Origin of the sequence: Limimonas halophila (genome assembly GCF_900100655.1) — a bacterium.
GTDB lineage: Bacteria > Pseudomonadota > Alphaproteobacteria > Kiloniellales > Rhodovibrionaceae > Limimonas > Limimonas halophila.
Genome location: NZ_FNCE01000005.1, coordinates 135,189 through 151,500 on the forward strand (window position 1 = coordinate 135,189; position 16,312 = coordinate 151,500).

General features: G+C 72.2%; 16 protein-coding genes and 1 tRNA gene. 10 read left to right on the forward strand and 7 right to left on the reverse strand.

Annotated features, from left to right (window positions below; all coding sequences use genetic code 11):
- Nucleotides 1-136: 136 nt before the first annotated feature.
- Together BLQ43_RS08545 and BLQ43_RS08550 are read right to left on the reverse strand one after the other, a co-directional pair.
- The gene (locus BLQ43_RS08545; RefSeq protein ID WP_090019763.1) at nucleotides 137-3,259 is read right to left on the reverse strand and encodes an efflux RND transporter permease subunit; all 3,123 of its coding nucleotides are present in this window, start codon (nucleotides 3,257-3,259) and stop codon (nucleotides 137-139) included.
- 9 nt (nucleotides 3,260-3,268) lie between these two features.
- Nucleotides 3,269-4,330, reverse strand: a complete 1,062-nt coding sequence (locus tag BLQ43_RS08550) for an efflux RND transporter periplasmic adaptor subunit (RefSeq protein WP_176758596.1) — start codon at nucleotides 4,328-4,330, stop codon at nucleotides 3,269-3,271.
- Nucleotides 4,331-4,568: 238 nt separating this feature from the next.
- Between BLQ43_RS08550 and BLQ43_RS08555 the strand changes: the two genes are divergently transcribed.
- The 8 genes from BLQ43_RS08555 to BLQ43_RS08590 all read left to right on the forward strand — a co-directional run bounded on the left by BLQ43_RS08555 (nucleotide 4,569) and on the right by BLQ43_RS08590 (nucleotide 10,761).
- On the forward strand, nucleotides 4,569-5,504 hold the full coding sequence (locus BLQ43_RS08555) for an ABC transporter ATP-binding protein (RefSeq protein WP_090019766.1): 936 nt from the start codon (nucleotides 4,569-4,571) through the stop codon (nucleotides 5,502-5,504).
- A complete protein-coding gene (locus BLQ43_RS08560; RefSeq protein ID WP_090019768.1) occupies nucleotides 5,497-6,300 on the forward strand; it encodes an ABC transporter permease in 804 nt (267 codons plus the stop codon). The genes BLQ43_RS08555 and BLQ43_RS08560 overlap by 8 nt, the downstream gene beginning before the upstream one ends.
- Nucleotides 6,301-6,376: 76 nt before the next feature.
- Nucleotides 6,377-6,502 (forward strand): pyrroloquinoline quinone precursor peptide PqqA, encoded by a 126-nt coding sequence (gene pqqA, locus BLQ43_RS08565; protein WP_090019770.1) that lies wholly within the window; start codon nucleotides 6,377-6,379, stop codon nucleotides 6,500-6,502.
- 24 nt (nucleotides 6,503-6,526) lie between these two features.
- Nucleotides 6,527-7,453, forward strand: coding sequence for a pyrroloquinoline quinone biosynthesis protein PqqB (pqqB, locus tag BLQ43_RS08570; protein WP_090019772.1), 927 nt, complete (start codon nucleotides 6,527-6,529; stop codon nucleotides 7,451-7,453).
- The gene (gene pqqC, locus BLQ43_RS08575; protein ID WP_090019773.1) at nucleotides 7,450-8,220 is read left to right on the forward strand and encodes a pyrroloquinoline-quinone synthase PqqC; all 771 of its coding nucleotides are present in this window, start codon (nucleotides 7,450-7,452) and stop codon (nucleotides 8,218-8,220) included. The genes pqqB and pqqC overlap by 4 nt, the downstream gene beginning before the upstream one ends.
- On the forward strand, nucleotides 8,217-8,498 hold the full coding sequence (pqqD, locus tag BLQ43_RS08580; protein ID WP_090019776.1) for a pyrroloquinoline quinone biosynthesis peptide chaperone PqqD: 282 nt from the start codon (nucleotides 8,217-8,219) through the stop codon (nucleotides 8,496-8,498). The genes pqqC and pqqD overlap by 4 nt, the downstream gene beginning before the upstream one ends.
- A complete protein-coding gene (gene pqqE / locus BLQ43_RS08585; RefSeq protein WP_090019778.1) occupies nucleotides 8,495-9,616 on the forward strand; it encodes a pyrroloquinoline quinone biosynthesis protein PqqE in 1,122 nt (373 codons plus the stop codon). The genes pqqD and pqqE overlap by 4 nt, the downstream gene beginning before the upstream one ends.
- A complete protein-coding gene (locus tag BLQ43_RS08590) occupies nucleotides 9,613-10,761 on the forward strand; it encodes a PQQ-dependent sugar dehydrogenase (RefSeq protein WP_090019780.1) in 1,149 nt (382 codons plus the stop codon). The genes pqqE and BLQ43_RS08590 overlap by 4 nt, the downstream gene beginning before the upstream one ends.
- A gap of 28 nt (nucleotides 10,762-10,789) precedes the next feature.
- Here BLQ43_RS08590 and BLQ43_RS08595 read toward each other — a convergent pair.
- A tRNA-Arg gene (locus BLQ43_RS08595) sits at nucleotides 10,790-10,866 on the reverse strand.
- Between the two features lie 62 nt (nucleotides 10,867-10,928).
- Entirely contained in the window at nucleotides 10,929-11,885 is a 957-nt protein-coding gene (gene pip, locus BLQ43_RS08600) for a prolyl aminopeptidase (RefSeq protein ID WP_090019902.1), read from the reverse strand.
- A gap of 34 nt (nucleotides 11,886-11,919) precedes the next feature.
- On the opposite strand from pip, the gene BLQ43_RS08605 reads away from it, so the two are divergent.
- Together BLQ43_RS08605 and BLQ43_RS08610 are read left to right on the forward strand one after the other, a co-directional pair.
- Nucleotides 11,920-12,729: a thermonuclease family protein gene (locus BLQ43_RS08605; protein ID WP_090019783.1), complete on the forward strand. Its 810-nt coding sequence runs from the start codon at nucleotides 11,920-11,922 to the stop codon at nucleotides 12,727-12,729.
- Nucleotides 12,726-14,201 carry a M48 family metalloprotease gene (locus BLQ43_RS08610; RefSeq protein WP_090019785.1) on the forward strand — a complete coding sequence of 492 codons (1,476 nt, stop codon included), beginning with the start codon at nucleotides 12,726-12,728 and terminating at the stop codon, nucleotides 14,199-14,201. The genes BLQ43_RS08605 and BLQ43_RS08610 overlap by 4 nt, the downstream gene beginning before the upstream one ends.
- Nucleotides 14,202-14,276: 75 nt before the next feature.
- Here the strand turns inward: BLQ43_RS08610 and BLQ43_RS08615 are convergent, their stop codons facing one another.
- The 3 genes from BLQ43_RS08615 to BLQ43_RS08625 form a co-directional block, all read right to left on the reverse strand.
- The gene (locus tag BLQ43_RS08615) at nucleotides 14,277-14,807 is read right to left on the reverse strand and encodes a CarD family transcriptional regulator (protein ID WP_090019904.1); all 531 of its coding nucleotides are present in this window, start codon (nucleotides 14,805-14,807) and stop codon (nucleotides 14,277-14,279) included.
- Between the two features lie 506 nt (nucleotides 14,808-15,313).
- A complete protein-coding gene (fdxA, locus tag BLQ43_RS08620; RefSeq protein ID WP_090019787.1) occupies nucleotides 15,314-15,655 on the reverse strand; it encodes a ferredoxin FdxA in 342 nt (113 codons plus the stop codon).
- Nucleotides 15,656-15,716: 61 nt separating this feature from the next.
- A complete protein-coding gene (locus BLQ43_RS08625) occupies nucleotides 15,717-16,181 on the reverse strand; it encodes a tellurite resistance TerB family protein (protein ID WP_090019789.1) in 465 nt (154 codons plus the stop codon).
- Nucleotides 16,182-16,312: the final 131 nt, after the last annotated feature.

Here is a 16,312-nt window from a genome sequence, read left to right on the forward strand (position 1 = left end):
TCGATTGCAATCGAACCCCAGGTCGCTTCCGCGCATCTGCTTCACTCAGGATTCCCGACCGAAATTAACAGCGCGTTAACCATCCAATCGACATCAACACGATTTCGGAACAGCTTTGTCGCGACGGTGCGGGATTTTACGCCGGCCGGGCCCGAGCGCGCAGGACGCTGGCGGTGAGCGCGGGCAGGAAGGTGAGCGTCACCACCGCCGCGCCCATGATGCCGAAGAGCACGATGGCGCCGACGCCGCGATACAGCTCGGTGCCCGCGCCTGGGATGAAAACCAGCGGCGCCAGCCCGACGATCGTGGTGATCGTGGACATCGCGATGGGGCGCAGGCGCGAGGCCACGGCCTCCTGCACGGCCGCGCGCACGTCCGTTTCGCCCGCCCGCAGGTTCGCCTGGGCGCGGTGGACGAGCAGGATGGGGTTGTTCACCACCGTGCCCATCAGGATCAGGAAGCCCAGCATCGAGATCATGTCGAAGGGCTGGTGGATCGCCGGCAGCCCGATGGCGGGCAGCGCGCCGCCCACGACGTTCATCACCTTCAGCCCCAGGATGCCGCCGGCCACACCCAGCGGGATCGCCGTCATGATCAAGAGCGGATGGCCCCAGTGGCTGAAGATCGCCACCAGCAGCAGGTAGACCACGGCGATGGCGACGAGGTAGTTGGACCACAGCGCCTCCTGGGTGCGCTGCAGCTCGTCGGCCGCGCCCGTGATCTCCACGCCCACCTGGGCCGGGATCTCGCCGCGCTGGCGCAGGTGGCCGACGACCTCCTCGCGCACGCGCTGCACGCCCACCTCCAGCGGCACCTCGTCGGGCGGGATGATGTTGAGCGTCACCGTGCGCTGGCCGTTCACGCGGCGCAGCGTGCTTGTGTTCACCGTCTCCACGATGCGGGCGACGTCGGCCAGCGGCACCGTGGTGCCGTTGCGCGTGTGCACCGGCATGTCGTCAAGGGCGTCCGGCCCGCCCGCCAGGCCGTTCTCGGCGTTCAGGTAGATGTCCAGCTTGTCGTCGCCCAGGAAGAATTCGTCGGCGTAGGCGCCGTCGCCCAGCGTCGCCACGGCGGCGCCCAGCTCACGCGCGTCCAGGCCGAGTTCGGCGGCGCGGTTCCAGTCGGGGCGCACCTCCACCAGCGGCTGGGAGAGCGAGAGCGTCGAGGGGGTGGCCTGGATGCGCGGGTCGTCGAACACGGCCTGCGCGCGGCGGTAGGCCGTCAGCGCGGTGCGGTAGATGGCGGGCAGGTCGGTGCCCGAGACGTCCAGGTTGACGCTGCGCGTGCCGCCGTCGTTGCTGGTGATGATGGAGCCGCGTGCGGCGAAGGCGCGCATGCCCGGATACTGCTCGTAGCGCTCGGTGATCGCGTCCATCAGCGCCCGGATGTGGCCGGGATCCTGCGTCTCCGCGATGATGCGCATGTTGCTGGCTTCGGCGGAGAGGCTGAGGTAGGCGAGCGGCGGGATATCCGTCTCGCCCTTGGCGTAGGCCTCGCCGTCCGCGCCCACGTGCGGCAGGAACTCGGCTTCGATCTCCTGCGCGATCTCGGTCATGCGCTCCAGGTTGTAGCCGGGCGGGGCGTTCATCGTGGCGAAGGTCTTGGGCTCCTCGCCTTCCGGCAGGTAGGAGGCCGGCGGCGTCAGGAAGACGACGATGGCCGCGCTCGCCGCCACGGTGCCGGCCATCACCGCCAGCCGGCGCGGCCAGGTGGCGATCAGCCGGCCCACGCCCGCCGCCAGCGCCGGGCCCAGGCGCCCCCGCCCGCTGCCGCCGTGCACGTCGAAGCGCGCGGCGGCCGCCGGCACCACGGTGATCGCCACCAGCATCGACGCCAGGATCGCCGCCGAGACGGCGATGGCGATGTCGGAATAGAGTTGGCCGGCCTCTTCCTGGATGAAGACGATGGGCACGAAGACCAGCACGGTCGTCAGCGTGGAGGCCAGCACCGCCGGCCACACCTTCTGCACGCCCGCCACGGCGGCCTTCACCTTGTCCAGGCCCTTGCGGCGCTCCAGCTCGATGCTTTCCAGCACGACGATGCTGTTGTCGAGCGTCATGCCGATGGCGAAGGCGATACCGGCGAGCGAGATGACGTTGACCGTGCGCCCGGCGACCAGCAGCCCCAGAAAGCCGGCGATGGCGCACACCGGCACGCCCATCACCGCGATCCAGGTCGCGCGCGGGGAGCGCAGAAAGAGGAACATCACCCCCAGCGCCAGCACAGCGCCGATGCCCAGGTTGCGCCAGACGTTGGTGAGCGAGTCCGAGACGTAGGTGACGTCGTCGGCCGTCAGGCGCATCTTCATGCCCGCGGGGTTGAGAACCTCGCGGTTGATGTCGTCCATGGCGGCGACCAGCCCGTCCTTGATCTTCATCACGTTGGAGCCGGGCTGGCGGTAGATGCCCACGGTGATCGAGGGCTCGCCGTTGACCCAGGAGCGCTGGTCGGGCTCGCGGTGGGACAGCTCGATGTCCGCCACCTCGCCGAGCCGGGTGATGGCGTCGCCCCGCCGCGCCAGCACCAGCTGCTCCAGTTGCTGAACCTCGGAAAAGCGGCCCACGGTGCGCAGCAGGTAGCGGCGCTTGCCGGCCTCCAGGTCGCCGCCGGAAACGTCGCGGTTGCGCGCGCGGATGGCGTCGCGCACGTCGGCGACGGAGAGGTAGCGCTCGGTCAGGCGCGCGGGGTCCAGGTCGATGCGGATGCGGCGCTCGCTGCCGCCCCAGATGGCCGCTTCCGCCACGCCGGGCACGGACTCCATGCGCGGGCGCACGTGATCGCCCAGGAAGTCCCGCATCATCGTCAGGTCCAGCCCGCGTGGGTTGCCGTCCAGGGGCTGCACCCGGAAGTACATGAAGGAGTTCTGCGAGAACGAGGTGGCGTCGACGCTGGGCTCGTTCACGTTGTCCGGATAGCTGGGCACCTGGCTGAGCGCGTTGTTCACCCGGATCATCGCCTGGGTGATGTCGACGTCGTAGGGGAATTCCAGCTCGATGCTGGCCTGCCCGCTGGACGCGGTCGCCTCCAGTTTTTCCAGCCCCGGAATGTTGCGCAGGTACTCCTCCTGCTCGATCAGGATTTCCTGCTCGATGTCCTGGGGCGTGGCGCCGGGCCAGGAGGTGCGCACCGAGATCGTGCGCACCTCCAGGTCGGGGATCATCTGCACGGGGATGCGGAAGGCGGCGACGATGCCGAGCACGCACACGATGAGCAGCGCCACCGTGACCAGCGTTCCGCGCCGGACCAGCCCCTCGAACATCGCGGGGCCCTAGCTGTCCGCCTGCACGACGCGCACGCGCTGGCCCGGCGTCAGGGCCTCGTTGCCCTCGACGACGACGCGCGCGCCGGATTTCAGGCCCTCGCGCACGTGGATCAGGCCGTCGAAGGCCAGCCCGGTGTCGATGACGCGCTCGCTCACCGTCGGCGGCTCGCCCTTGTCGAGCACCCAGACCGTCTCGCGGCCGTCGGGATGGCGGATCAGGGCGTCACGCGGAATCACGGGCCCGCGCTCGCCCGTGGCGAGGTCGAAGTGGGCGCGCGCGGACATGCCGGGGCTCATGGGCACGCTGTCGCCGGCCAGGCGCAGGTGCGCCATGAAGGCGCGCGACCGGGAATCGCTGACGGGGACGGTGCGCAGCACGCGCGCGCCGAAGCGGGTGTTGGGCTTGGCGTCCAGGCGCACGCTGACGGGCGTGTCGGGGGTGATCTTGCCGTGGTGCTGCTGAGGCACCGGCACCTCGACGCGCAGGCGCTTCAGGCCGATGAGTTCCACCACGCTGCCGCCGGGGTCCAGCCATTCCCCCGTCATCGCCGCCTTGTGGCTGACCACCCCGGCGAAGGGGGCGGTGACGGTGTGGCGGTCGAGTTCCGCGCGGGCGCGCTCGCGCTGGGCGCGGCGGTGGGCCAGCGCCGCCTCGCGCGCGGCCACCTGGTCGGCGAGGCTGCGCACCTCGTTCTGCGGCGCGTTGTTCCGGGCCGCCAACTCGCGCGTCGTCTCCAGGCGGCGGCGGGCGTCGGACAGCTCGGCGCGGGCTTGCTGCACCTCGGCCTCGCGCGCGTCCAGCGTCAGGCGCGTCAGCTCCGGGTCCAGCTTCACCAGGGTGTCGCCCGCCTCGACGCGCTCGCCCTCGGTCGTGGGGGCGGCCACGACCTTGCCGGCGATGGCGACGGACACCTCGGCGGTGTTGGGCGCGGCCACCGTGCCGGACAGGGCCACGCGCTCCACGATCGAACGGGTTTTGACGGGTTCGACCTGAACGGGCGCCGCGCCGGACTGCGCCAGCGCGGCCGGGGCGATCAGCGCGGCGATGCCCAGCAGCCCCGTTCGCACGGCGCGCTGCCGACGCCGCGCACCCAACGTTTTCGTCACACAAACCTCGTTTCCTGCGCGCATGCCGTCACCGGCCCGCAGCGTGTAAGGGTGGCCGCCGCGCGCGGGGCGTCAAGGCCGGCGCGCGAACACGTCGGCGTGAGTGCGCCGGGCGTTGCCAAACGCGGGCGCGTTGTGAAAGGCGGTGGGGCATGCTTCGGGCGACTCAGGCGACACGCGGACGCCGGGCCGGGCGGCGATGAGCGAGCCCCCGGCCATCGCGGTGCGCGGCCTGCGCCACGGCTACGGCGGCGCGGCGGCGCTGGACGGCGTCTCCTTCGACGTGCCGGCGGGCGGCTTCCTGGCGCTGCTGGGCCGCAACGGCGCCGGCAAGACCACGCTGGTCAACGCCGTCTGCGCCCTGCTGCGGCCCGATGCCGGCGAGGTGACGGTTTACGGCCGCGACGCCCGCCGCGCCCCGCGCGCGGTGCGCCGCCAGTTCGGGCTGGTGTTCCAGGACCCCACCGTGGACGAGCGCCTGACCCTGCGGGAGAACCTGGCTATCCACGCGCGCCTCTACGGCGTGCCGCGCCGCGAGCGAGGCGACCGCATCCACGCCGCGCTGGCGCGCGTCGACCTCGCCGGGCGCGCCAACGAGCGGGCGGGCGCGCTCTCGCGCGGGCTGAAGCGGCGGCTGGAGATCGCCCGCGCCCTCGTCCACGGCCCGCGCGTGCTGGTGCTGGACGAGCCGACGGCGGGCCTGGACGCCGCCAGCCGCCGCGATCTGCGCGCGCTCGTAGGCGAGCTGCGCGCCCGCGACGCCGTCGCCGTGCTGCTGACCACCCACCTGATCGAGGAGGCCGAGGACGCGGACCGGATCGCCGTGCTCGACCGCGGGCGGCTGTGCGCGCTCGACACCCCGGGCGGGCTGCGGGCGCGCACGCCCGCACCGCCGTTGCGCCTGACCTTCGCCGACGCCGACGCCGCGAGTGCCGCCGCGAACGCCCTGACGGTTCCCCGCCGGCGCGCGGGCGCGACGCTGTGGGTCCAAGCGGGCGACCGTTGTGCCCACCTGGCCGATCTGCTGAGCGATCCCGACGCGCGCGCCCAGGTGACGGGCGTGGAGCTGGCGCCGCCCACGCTGGAGGATGCCTTCCTGCACCTGACGGGCGGGACGGAAGAGCGGGATGCGTGACGCGCTCGCCACGCTGCGCGCCGATCTCGCCGCGATCCACGCGGTGTGGCTGCGCGAACTGCTGCGCATGGCGCGCGACCGCGGCCAGCTCGCGGGCGCGGTGAGCCGGCCGGTGCTCTGGGTGCTCATCTTCGGGCTGGGGCTGGCGCCCTATCTGGGCGCGGGCTTCGCGGGGGCGCCCGTGGGCTACGCCGCCTACGTCCTGCCCGCTGTGGTCGTGCTCAACATCCTCTACCCGGCGACCCAGGCTGCCCTGGCGACGGTGCAGGACCGCGAGGCCGGCTTCCTGCGCGAGCTGCTGGCGTCCCCGGCGCCGGCATGGGCGGTGATGACGGGCAAGCTGCTCGGCGGCGCCAGCGTGGCCGTGGGGCAGGGCCTGCTCGTGCTGGCGCTGGCGCCCGTCGTGGGCGTGGTGCCGAGCGTGGGCGGGGTGCTGGCGGCGCTGCTGCCCATGGCGGCGCTGGCGGTGGCCTTCGCCGCGCTCGCCCTGGCGCTGGCGGCGCGCATGCGCAGCGTCGTGGGCTTCGGCGTCTTCGCCAACACCCTGATCCTGCCGGCCTTCTTCCTGGCGGGCTCGATCTTTCCCCTGACCCCGCCGGCCGGGACGGCGGCGGCCGAGCTGCCCGGCTGGCTGACGGCCCTCGTCCACGTCAATCCGGTCACCTACGCCCTGGACGAGCTGCGCTGGGCGCTTTTGGGCTACCGCCAGCTCGACCCCGTCACGGCGCGCGCGGTCACGGCGGCCTTCGCCGCCGCGGCGACGGGGCTGGCGGCGGTCACGGCTTTCCGGCGGTGAATCGGCCCCGGCTTTACCGGCCGGGCCTCGTGGTCCAAACTTCCCGGTCGAACCACCACGGCGCGAGGTGACGCCCATGACCGCTCAGCGCGAGTCCATCCCGACCCCGCCCCCGGCGAAGACCTGGACGGCGCCCACGGTGCGCGAGATCCCCGCGGGCATGGAGATCAACGCCTACATCTGCGCCGAGCGCGACCGCTAGCGCAGCCGGCCGCACCTCGGCGCCATGCGCGCGATCGTCCTGGGCTCGGCCGCCGGTGGCGGCTTTCCGCAGTGGAACTGCGGGTGTGGCAATTGTGCGCGGGCGTGGCGGGGCGATCCCGACGCCGTGCCGCGCACGCAGTCGGCGCTCGCCGTCACCGCGGACGAGCGGCGCTGGCTGTTGCTCAACGCCTCGCCCGACCTGCGCCAGCAGATCCTGACCACACCGGCCCTGCACCCGCGCAGCGCGCCGCGCGGCTCGCCCATCGCCGCCGTGGCCGTGACCAACGCCGACGTCGACCACCTCGCCGGGCTGCTGACGCTGCGCGAGAGCCAGCCGCTGGCGCTCTACGGCACGGCGCGGGCGCACGCCGCGCTGACCGGCAGCCCGGTGTTCGAGGTGCTGGACCGCGCCACGGTGTCCCGCCGCGAGCTTCCCCTGGAGGCCACGACGCCCGTACACGACGCCGAGGGCGCGGGCATCGGCCTGTGGCTGACGGCCTTCGCCGTGCCGGGGAAGGTGGCGCGCTACCTGGAAACGGGCGACGACCCGGCGGCCCTGGCCGGGTCGCCCGGCGACACGATCGGCCTCGCGGTGGCCGACGCGGATGGGCGGCGCATGGTCTACATCCCCGGCTGCGCAGCGGTGGACCAGCGCGTGACGCGGCGCGTCGCGGGGGCCGAGGCGCTCTTTTTCGACGGCACGCTCTACCGCGACGACGAGCTGATCCGCGCGGGCCTGGGCGCCAAGACGGGGGCGCGCATGGGGCACGTGCCCGTCGCCGGGCCGGGCGGCAGCATGGCGGCGCTGGCGGACGTGAAGGTGCGCCGGCGCGTCTACGTTCACGTCAACAATTCCAACCCCATGATCCGCGCCGACACGCCCGAGCGCGCCGAGGTCGAGGCGGCGGGCTGGACGGTCGCGTTCGACGGCCTGGAGGTGGCGGCATGATCCGGGGCGAGCCGCTGCCCGATCCCGCCGCCGAGGGGACGGCGCTGACGCCCGACGGCCTGGCGGCGGCGCTGCGCGCGGTGGGTGAGGCGCGCTACCACAGCCATCACCCCTTCCACCACCTGCTGCACGGCGGCGAGCTGACGAAGGGGCAGGTGCAGGCCTGGGCGCTCAACCGCTACTGCTACCAGGCCGCCATCCCGCGCAAGGACGCCGCCCTGATCGCGCGCTGCGACGACCCCGCGCTGCGCCGCGAATGGCGCCGCCGCCTCGCCGACCACGACGGGGACGGGCCGGGCGAGGGCGGGGTGGACCGCTGGCTCGCGCTGGCCACCGACCTGGGCCTCGACGCGGCCACGGTGCGCGGCCAGCAGCAGGCCCTGCCCGCCACCCGCTTCGCCTGCGAGGCCTATGTGCGCTTCGTCGCCGAGCGCTCGCTGGTGGAAGCCATCGCCTCCTCGCTGACGGAGCTGTTCGCGCCCCAGATCATCTCCCAGCGCGTCCACGGCATGCTGGCGAACTATTCCTTCGTCTCCGAGGCCACGCTCGCCTACTTCACCCCGCGCCTGACCCAGGCGCCGCGCGACGCCGAGCACGCCCTGGACTGGGTGTGCGAGCACGCGCGCACGCCCGAGCAGCAGTCCGCGGCCATCGCCGCGCTGGCGTTCAAGTGCGACGTGCTCTGGGCCATGCTGGACGCGCTGCACCACGCCTACGTCGCGCCGGGCCACGTGCCGCCCGGCGCCTTCGTGCCGGAGGACGCGTGAGCGCCGGGCTCACCCGCGCGAGCGTGCCGCGCTTGGCGGCGGGCGTGCGCCTTCAGCACAGCCGCGCGCGCGGCGGCACGGTGCTGCTGGCGCCCGAGCGGGTGTTCACGCCCGATGCCGTCGCCGTCGAGGTGCTGGAGCTGCTGGACGGCGCGCGCAGCGTGGCGGACGTGGCGGCGGTGCTGGCGGCGAGCTACGACGCCGATGCGGCGACGATCGAGCGCGATGTCCTGGCGCTGCTCGCCGATCTGGCGGACAAGGGGGTGATCGCGGCATGAGCGCGCCCGGCCCGCCCCTCGGCCTGCTGGCGGAGCTGACGCACCGCTGCCCGCTGGCCTGTCCCTACTGCTCCAACCCGCTGGAGCTGGCGCGGGCGAGCCGGGAGCTGGACCCGGACACCTGGCTGCGCGCCCTCGACGAAGCGGCGGCGCTGGGCGTGCTGCAGATTCACCTTTCCGGCGGCGAGCCCGTCGCCCGCCGCGATCTGGAAGCCATCACGGCCCGCGCCCGCGCGCATGGCATCTACACCAACCTCATCACCTCGGGCGTGCTGCTGGACGCGGCGCGGGTGCGCACGCTGGCCGAGGCGGGGCTGGAACACGTGCAGCTCTCCATTCAGGACGCCGACCCCGCCACCGCCGACCGCATCGGCGGCCACGCGGGCGGCCACGCCGCCAAGCGCGCCGCCGCCGAGCACATCCGCGCGGCCGGGCTGCCGCTGACGGTGAATGCCGTGCTCCACCGCCGGAACCTGGACAACCTGCCCGCGATCATCGACGAAGCCGCGGCGATGGGCGCCGCGCGCCTGGAGGTCGCGCACACGCAGTACCACGGCTGGGCGCTCGCCAACCGGGCGGCGCTCATGCCCACGCGGGCGCAGGTCGATTTCGCCGATCGCGCCGTGGCCGCGGCGCGCGAGCGCTGGGCCGGCCGCATGGCGATCGACTACGTCACCCCCGACTACCACGCCAGCCGCCCCAAGGCCTGCATGGGCGGCTGGGGGCGGCGCTTCATCACCGTGGCGCCCGACGGCACCGTGCTGCCCTGCCACGCCGCCGCCGAGCTGCCCGGCACGACGGGCGAGCGCCTGACCGACAAACCGCTCGCGGCCATCTGGGCGCACGGCGCCGATTTCGAGCGCTTCCGGGGGACGGCCTGGATGCCGGAGCCGTGCCGCTCGTGCGAGCGCCGCGAGGTGGATTTCGGCGGCTGCCGCTGCCAGGCCTTCGCGCTTACCGGCGATCCCGCCGCCACCGACCCCGTGTGCGAATTGTCCCCGCACCACGACCGCGTGGCCGCGCTTGCGGAGGCGCCCGACGCGCCGCCGCCCTTCACGCCGCGCCGGCCGGGCAACCACCCCGCCTCCGCCAACCAGCCGGAAGAGGAAACGCCATGATCCGTTTCATGCTTGTCGGCACCGCGACCGCGGCCCTGGTCGCCGCGGTCACGCTCCCGCAGCCCGCGCCGGCCGCGCAGAGCTTCGAAAGCGAGCAGGCCACGCTTGAGCTGGAAACCGTGGCCGACGGCCTCGAACACCCGTGGGGCCTGGCCTTCCTGCCCGACGGCCGCATGCTGGTGACGGAGCGGCCGGGCCGCTTGCGCGTGGTGGACCGGGACGGTGGCGTTTCCGAACCGGTTTCGGGCGTGCCCGAGGTCTACGCGTCCGGCCAGGGCGGACTGCTCGACGTCATCCTCGGCCCGGACCACGCGGAAACCAAGCGCATCTACTTCTCCTACGCCGAGCCGGGCGAGGGCGGCGCCGGCACGGCCGTGGCGCGCGCGAGGCTCGACCTCGACGCGCTGGCGCTCAGGGACGTGGAGGTGATCTTCCGCCAGCAGCCCAAGACGCGCGGCGGGCGGCACTTCGGCTCGCGGCTGGTGTTCAAGCCGGACGGCACGCTCTTCATCACCATCGGCGACCGCGCCGAGCGCGAGCGCGCTCAGAACCTGACCATCAACCGCGCCCAGGTGATCCGCATCCGGCCCGACGGCGGCATCCCGCGCGACAACCCCTTCGTCGGGGTCGAGGGACGGCTGCCGGAGGTCTGGTCCTACGGCCACCGCAACGCCCAGGGCGCGGCGCTGCACCCGGACAGCCAAAAGCTCTGGATCCACGAGCACGCGGCCCAGGGCGGCGACGAGGTCAACATCCCCGAAGCGGGGAAGAACTACGGCTGGCCCACGATCCACTACGGCGAGGACTACGGCGGCGGTCAGTTCGGCGAGGGGACAAAGAAGGCCGGCTTCGAACAGCCCATCTACTACTGGGACCCCTCGATCGCGCCCTCCGGCATGGACTTCTACACCTCGGACAAGGTGCCGGCGTGGACGGGCGACCTCTTCGTCGGCGCGCTCGCCTTCCGCATGCTGGTGCGCCTCGACGTCGAGCAGGGCCGCATCATCCACGAGGAGCGGCTGCTGGAAGACGTGGACGAGCGCATCCGCGCCGTCGACCAGGGGCCGGACGGCAGCCTCTACCTCCTCACCGACGCGCCCGACGGCCGCGTCTTGCGCCTGACGCCGGCCCCCAAGGAATGGTGAGGCTGGGACGCCGAAGAAGTGATGAGGCTGGTGTCCCCGGTAGGACTCGAACCTACGACCTGCTGCTTAGGAGGCAGCCGCTCTATCCTGCTGAGCTACGGGGACACGGGCGGCCAGCGCACGCATCCGGTTTGTAGCACGCCGCGCCCGCGTGGACCAGAAGCGGGTCAGGGCACATACCGAAAGCCGTCGGTCGCCGCCACGAGCGCACGGCGCGTGCCCGGCTCCATGGCGGAATGGCCGGCGTCCGGCACCACGGTGAAGCTGGCGGCGGGCCAAGCGCGGTGCAGTTGGTGCGCCGTCGCCATGGGGCACACCATGTCGTAGCGGCCCTGGACGATCGCGCCGGGCAGATCGCGGATGGCGGCCATGCCGTCCAGCAATTGCCTCTCGTCCAGGAACGCGCCGTTGGCGAAGTAGTGCGCTTCCAGCCGCGCCAGGGCAAGCGCCAGACGGTCGCGCGTGAACGCGGCCACAGTGTCCGGGCTCGGCAGCAGGGTGGAGCACGCCGCCTCGTACCCGGCCCAGGCGCGCGCGGCGGGCATGTGCACGCTCGGGTCGGGGTCCATCAGGCGGCGGTGATAGGCCGTCAGCAGGTCGCCGCGCTCGGCCGCCGGGATGAAGTCCGCAAACCGCTGCCAGACCTCCGGAAACACCATGCGGATGCCGTTGAGAAACCAATCGATCTCGTGCGCCCGCCCCAGGAAGATGCCGCGCACGACCAGCGCGCGCACGCGATCCGGATGGGCCTGGGCGTAGGCCAGCGCCAGCGTCGCGCCCCAGGAGCCGCCGAACACCAGCCAGCGCTCGATCCCCAGGTGTGCGCGCAGGCGCTCGATGTCGGCGACGAGGTGGGCAGTGGTGTTGGCGCGCGTCTCCCCCAGTGGGGTCGAGCGCCCCGCACCGCGCTGGTCGAACAGCACGATGCGGTAGGCGTCCGGGTCGAAGAAGCGGCGATGGTCCGGGGCCACGCCCGCCCCCGGCCCGCCGTGCAGATACACCGCCGGTGTGCCGTCGGGCCGCCCCGCCTCTTCCCAATACAGCGTGTGCGTGGCATCGACGCGGAGGGTGCCGCTGCGCGCGGCCCTGACCGGCGGGTAGAGGTCGCGCATCCGGGGCGTCATCGCCGTCTCCCGAAGCAGAGCCAAGAGGCCGCGCATGTCCGCCGCCGTCCGCCGCCGCCGTGTCCGGCTCGCCGCGCTCGCCGCCATCCTCGTGCTCACCGGGCCGGCCGCGAAGGCGGCGGACCTGCCGGCCGCGCTCGCCGACGGCGGCACGGGGCGCGTGGCCGAGGTGATCGACGGCGACACCGTCCACCTCGCCGACGGGCGGAGCATCCGCCTCGTCGGCATTCAGGCCCCCGAACTCAACCCCGGTCAAGCGGACGTGCCCGCACAACCCCACGCCCGCCAAGCTCGCCGGGCGCTGGTGGACCTGGCGGCCGGTGCGCGCGTGCACCTGGGCTACGGCGGGCGGCGGCGCGACCGCCACGGCCGCTACCTCGCCCATCTGTATCTTCGCGACGGCACCTGGCTGCAAGGCGAACTGGTGCGCCGCGGCGCCGCACGCGTGTACAGTTTCGCCGACAACACCGCGCTGGTGGACCGGCTGTTGCGCCTGGAACAGCAAGCGCGCCGGGCGGACCGCGGCCTGTGGGCCCTGGACCGCTACCGCGTGCGCTCGCGCGCCGGCACGCACGAGGCGGTGGGAAGCTGGCAGATCGTCGAGGCGCGCGTGCGCCGGGCGGAGGTGGTAGATCGCCGGGTGTACCTCAATTTCGGGCGTGACTGGCGCACCGACTTCACGGTCACAATTCCGCCCGAGGCGCGCGCCGCTTTCGACGCGGCGGGCCTGACGGCCCGGCGGCTGGAAGGGCGGCGCATCCGGGTGCGGGGCTGGATCGAGTCCTACAACGGCCCCCAGATCGAGGTCTCGCATCCTGAACAGATCGAGGTGATCGGCAAATGACGGGGACGATCCGGCGCACGGCCGCCGGGCTGGCCGCGGCGGCGCTGCTGGCGGCGAACGCGGGGTGCACGACCGCCCCCGCGACCGGCGAGACGATCTTCACCGGCGGCATGGGCGCGGACCAGGCGAAGAAGATCGGCGCCCGCCAGCACCCGCAGATCCTGCGCCAGTTCGGCGGCGAATACGAGAACCGCGCGCTGACGACCTACGTGTCCAGCGTCGGCGAGCTGCTGGCCCAGACCTCGGAGGAGCCGGACAAGGACTGGACCTTCACCGTGCTCGACACGCCCGTGCCCAATGCCTTCGCCCTGCCGGGCGGCTACATCTACATCACGCGCGGGCTGCTTGCGATCACCGAGAACGAGGCGCAGCTGGCGGGTGTGCTGGGCCACGAGATCGGCCACGTGACCGCCCGGCACAGCGCCGCGCGCTACGGCGGCAACGTGCTCGGCCAGGTCGCCGGCGTGGCGGCCGGGGTCTTCCTGGGGCGCGCGGGCGCGCAGGCGGCGAACGTGCTGGGCGCCGTGGCGCTGTCGAGCTACTCGCGCCAGCAGGAGTTCGAGGCCGACAAGCTGGGCGTGCGCTACGCCACGCGCGGCGGCTTCCAGGCCGACGGCATGGCGCAGCTGCTGGAGCGCATGCAGGCGAAAAGCGAGCTGGACGCCAAGCTGCAGGGGCGCGAGCCGCGCGACGGTTTCAGCCTGCTCGCCACGCATCCGCGCACGCCCGAGCGCGTGCGCGAGGCGATGGCGGCGGCGGACAAGAAGCCCGTCCAGAGCCCCATTGTCGGGCGTGACGTTTTCCTCTCCAAGCTGGACGGCATGGTCTACGGGCACACGGCGGAACAGGGCTTCATCCGCCGCCACGAATTCCTGCACCCGAAGCTGAAGCTCGCCTTCGAGGTGCCCGAGGCATTCCGCCTGTTCAATTCGGCCGAACGCGTGCTCGCCTTCGGCCCCGAGGACAGCGTCATCATTTTCGATTCCGGCGGGCCGAAAGCGAGCAGCGACCCCGTCGACCACCTTCAGAACCAGTGGACCTCCGGGCGGCGGCTGTCGGACGTGGAGGAGATCACGGTCAACGGCATGCCGGCGGCCACGGGCAGCACACGCGTGAACACGCAACAGGGCACGCGCGACGCCCGCTTCGTCGCCATCCGCTATTCGCCCACGCAGATCTACCGCTTCCTCTTCCTCACGCCGCCGGAGCTGACGGGGCGCTTCAACGAAGATTTCCGGCGCACGACCCACTCCTTCCGCAAGCTGACGGACGCGGAAGCCGCCGAGCTCAAGCCCAAGCGCATCCAGGTTCACACGGTCCGCGAGGGCGAAACCGTGGAAAGCCTCGCCGAGCGCATGCCCTATCCGGACTTCAAGCTGGAACGCTTCCGCGTGCTCAACGGCCTGCAGCCGGGCGACACGCTGTCGCCGGGCGAGAAGGTGAAGCTGGTGGCGCCGGGACCCGGCGCATAAAAAAGCCGGCCGTCCGGTGGGCCCGGGCGGCCGGCAGGAACGTGCGCACCAACAGGGAGAGGATGAAAACGTGAGTCAGGCGGACGCCGTCGTCTGCCCGCGCTTGGCGCGGATGATCGCCTCCAGCTGATAGGCCGCGTTCTCTTCGTCCGTGCCCTCCATCGCGGCGTACTCGCGGGCGAGGCGCTGCAGCGCCGACTGGTACATCTGGCGCTCGCTGTAGGACTGCTCGCCCTGATCCTCGCCGCGGTAAAGGTCGCGGACGACCTCCGCGATGGCGACCGGATCGCCGGAACTGATCTTGGTCTCGTACTCCTGCGCGCGCCGGCTCCACATCGTCTTCTTGGCGCGGCTGCGCGTCTTGAGCGTGCTGATCGCGCTGTCCATCACGTTGCGGCTGGACAGCTTGCGCAGCCCGGCCGCATTCGCCTTGGTCACGGGCAGGCGCACCGTCATCCGGTCCTGGTCGAAGCGGATCACGATGAGCTCCAGGCTCATGCCCGAGATTTCCTGGGTCTCCACGCCCTGGACCTTGCCGACGCCGTGGGCCGGGTAAACGACGTAATCGCCCTCGGAAACCGCGAACTGCTGCTCTGCCGTCGCCATCTCGGCCATCTCGCTTCCCGCCCTCTTGCTCGCGCGCACCGGCGCTCATCGCCGGCGTTTCATGTCCATCAACAAACCATTCCCGCCGCCCACGGCAGCGGGACCATTTCAACACCCAGTGAGCTACGCGGCGTAGCGCGCCGGCCCGGGAGACGAGCCGACTGGTTGCCGGAGGTGCCGGGAGAGGCGATTTCAGGCGCGTGTCCAATCAGCGCCGGGGGTCCGGCGTTCGCCGCTCAGCAACCAATTGGGAAAATACATGACGATTCCGTTGCAGGCAATGCTTTTGCCTGCGGGGTACGCCGTTTCAACCCCGGAACGAGCCCCGCGTTACGGGCGTTTTGGCGCTGGCGTGTGTGCCGCAGCCCTGCTATGCGCCTGCCGGGACGCTCGCCTTTGCCAATCCGCGACATGTCTCTGCCCGGCTGCGACTTGACCTCGTGCGTGCGGAGCCGCACTGCACCGGATTGCACGGGGCCGGCGGGCCGGGCGAAGGTGTCCGCGGCTCAGTCGTCGCCGCTGCCGGGCTCGGGGGTGAAGTACTTGTTGTACTTGTCGTCCTCGCCCTGGTGGCTTTCCGCGTCGGTGGGCGCGTCCTTCTTGCGCGTGATGTTCGGCCACTGCTCGCTGTACTGCGTGTTCAGGTCCAGCCACTTCTCCGCTTCGGGATCGGTGTCGGGCAGAATGGCTTCCGGCGGGCACTCCGGCTCGCACACGCCGCAATCGATGCACTCGTCGGGGTGGATGACGAGCATGTTCTTGCCCTCGTAGAAGCAGTCCACGGGGCACACCTCGACGCAGTCCGTATACTTGCACTTGATGCAGGATTCAGTGACAACGTAGGTCATCGCGGTATCCGTTCCTCTATCACGGCGGCCCGGACGACCGCCACGGCGGGCGGGGCGCGCCTCAGCCGGTAAGCCCCAGCCGCGCCAGCGCCGCCTTGCGCGCCTGGCCGTTCTCCTGGTCGCTGACGTGGAGCAGTCCCGTCAGCCGGCGCATCAGGTTGGCCTCGTAGTCGTGCAGTTCGCCGTCGCTGTAGGCGACCTCCCACAGCATCTGCAGGATCGCCACGCGCTCGTCGTGGTCCACGTTGTCCTTCACCGTGCGGGTGAAGCTGTAGACTTCCACCGCGCGGTCGGCCTCGGCCTCCGCCGTTTCGACCAGATGTTCGGCCGTGGCTTCGTCCAGTTCGAAGCGCTCACGCAGATGGCGCGCGACCGTGGCGTGTTCGTCGGCGTCGAAGTGGTCGTCCATGCGCGCGGCCTCGACCAGCAGCGCCGCCACGGCGTGCTGCAGGGGGTCGAAGCGGATGCCTTCGCCGCGCGCCGGACCGGCCGGATCGGTGAAGATGGCCTTGATCTTGTCGAACATGCGCTCGCTCCAGCCGCCGCGTCGCGGTTGCACGCGGCCGGGCCGATCGAACCGGTTGCACGAGAGCGCGCACCCGGTTTTCCCTGGCGCCCGCACCGATGCGATCTAGCACGCGGTTTTGATGGCCGGCA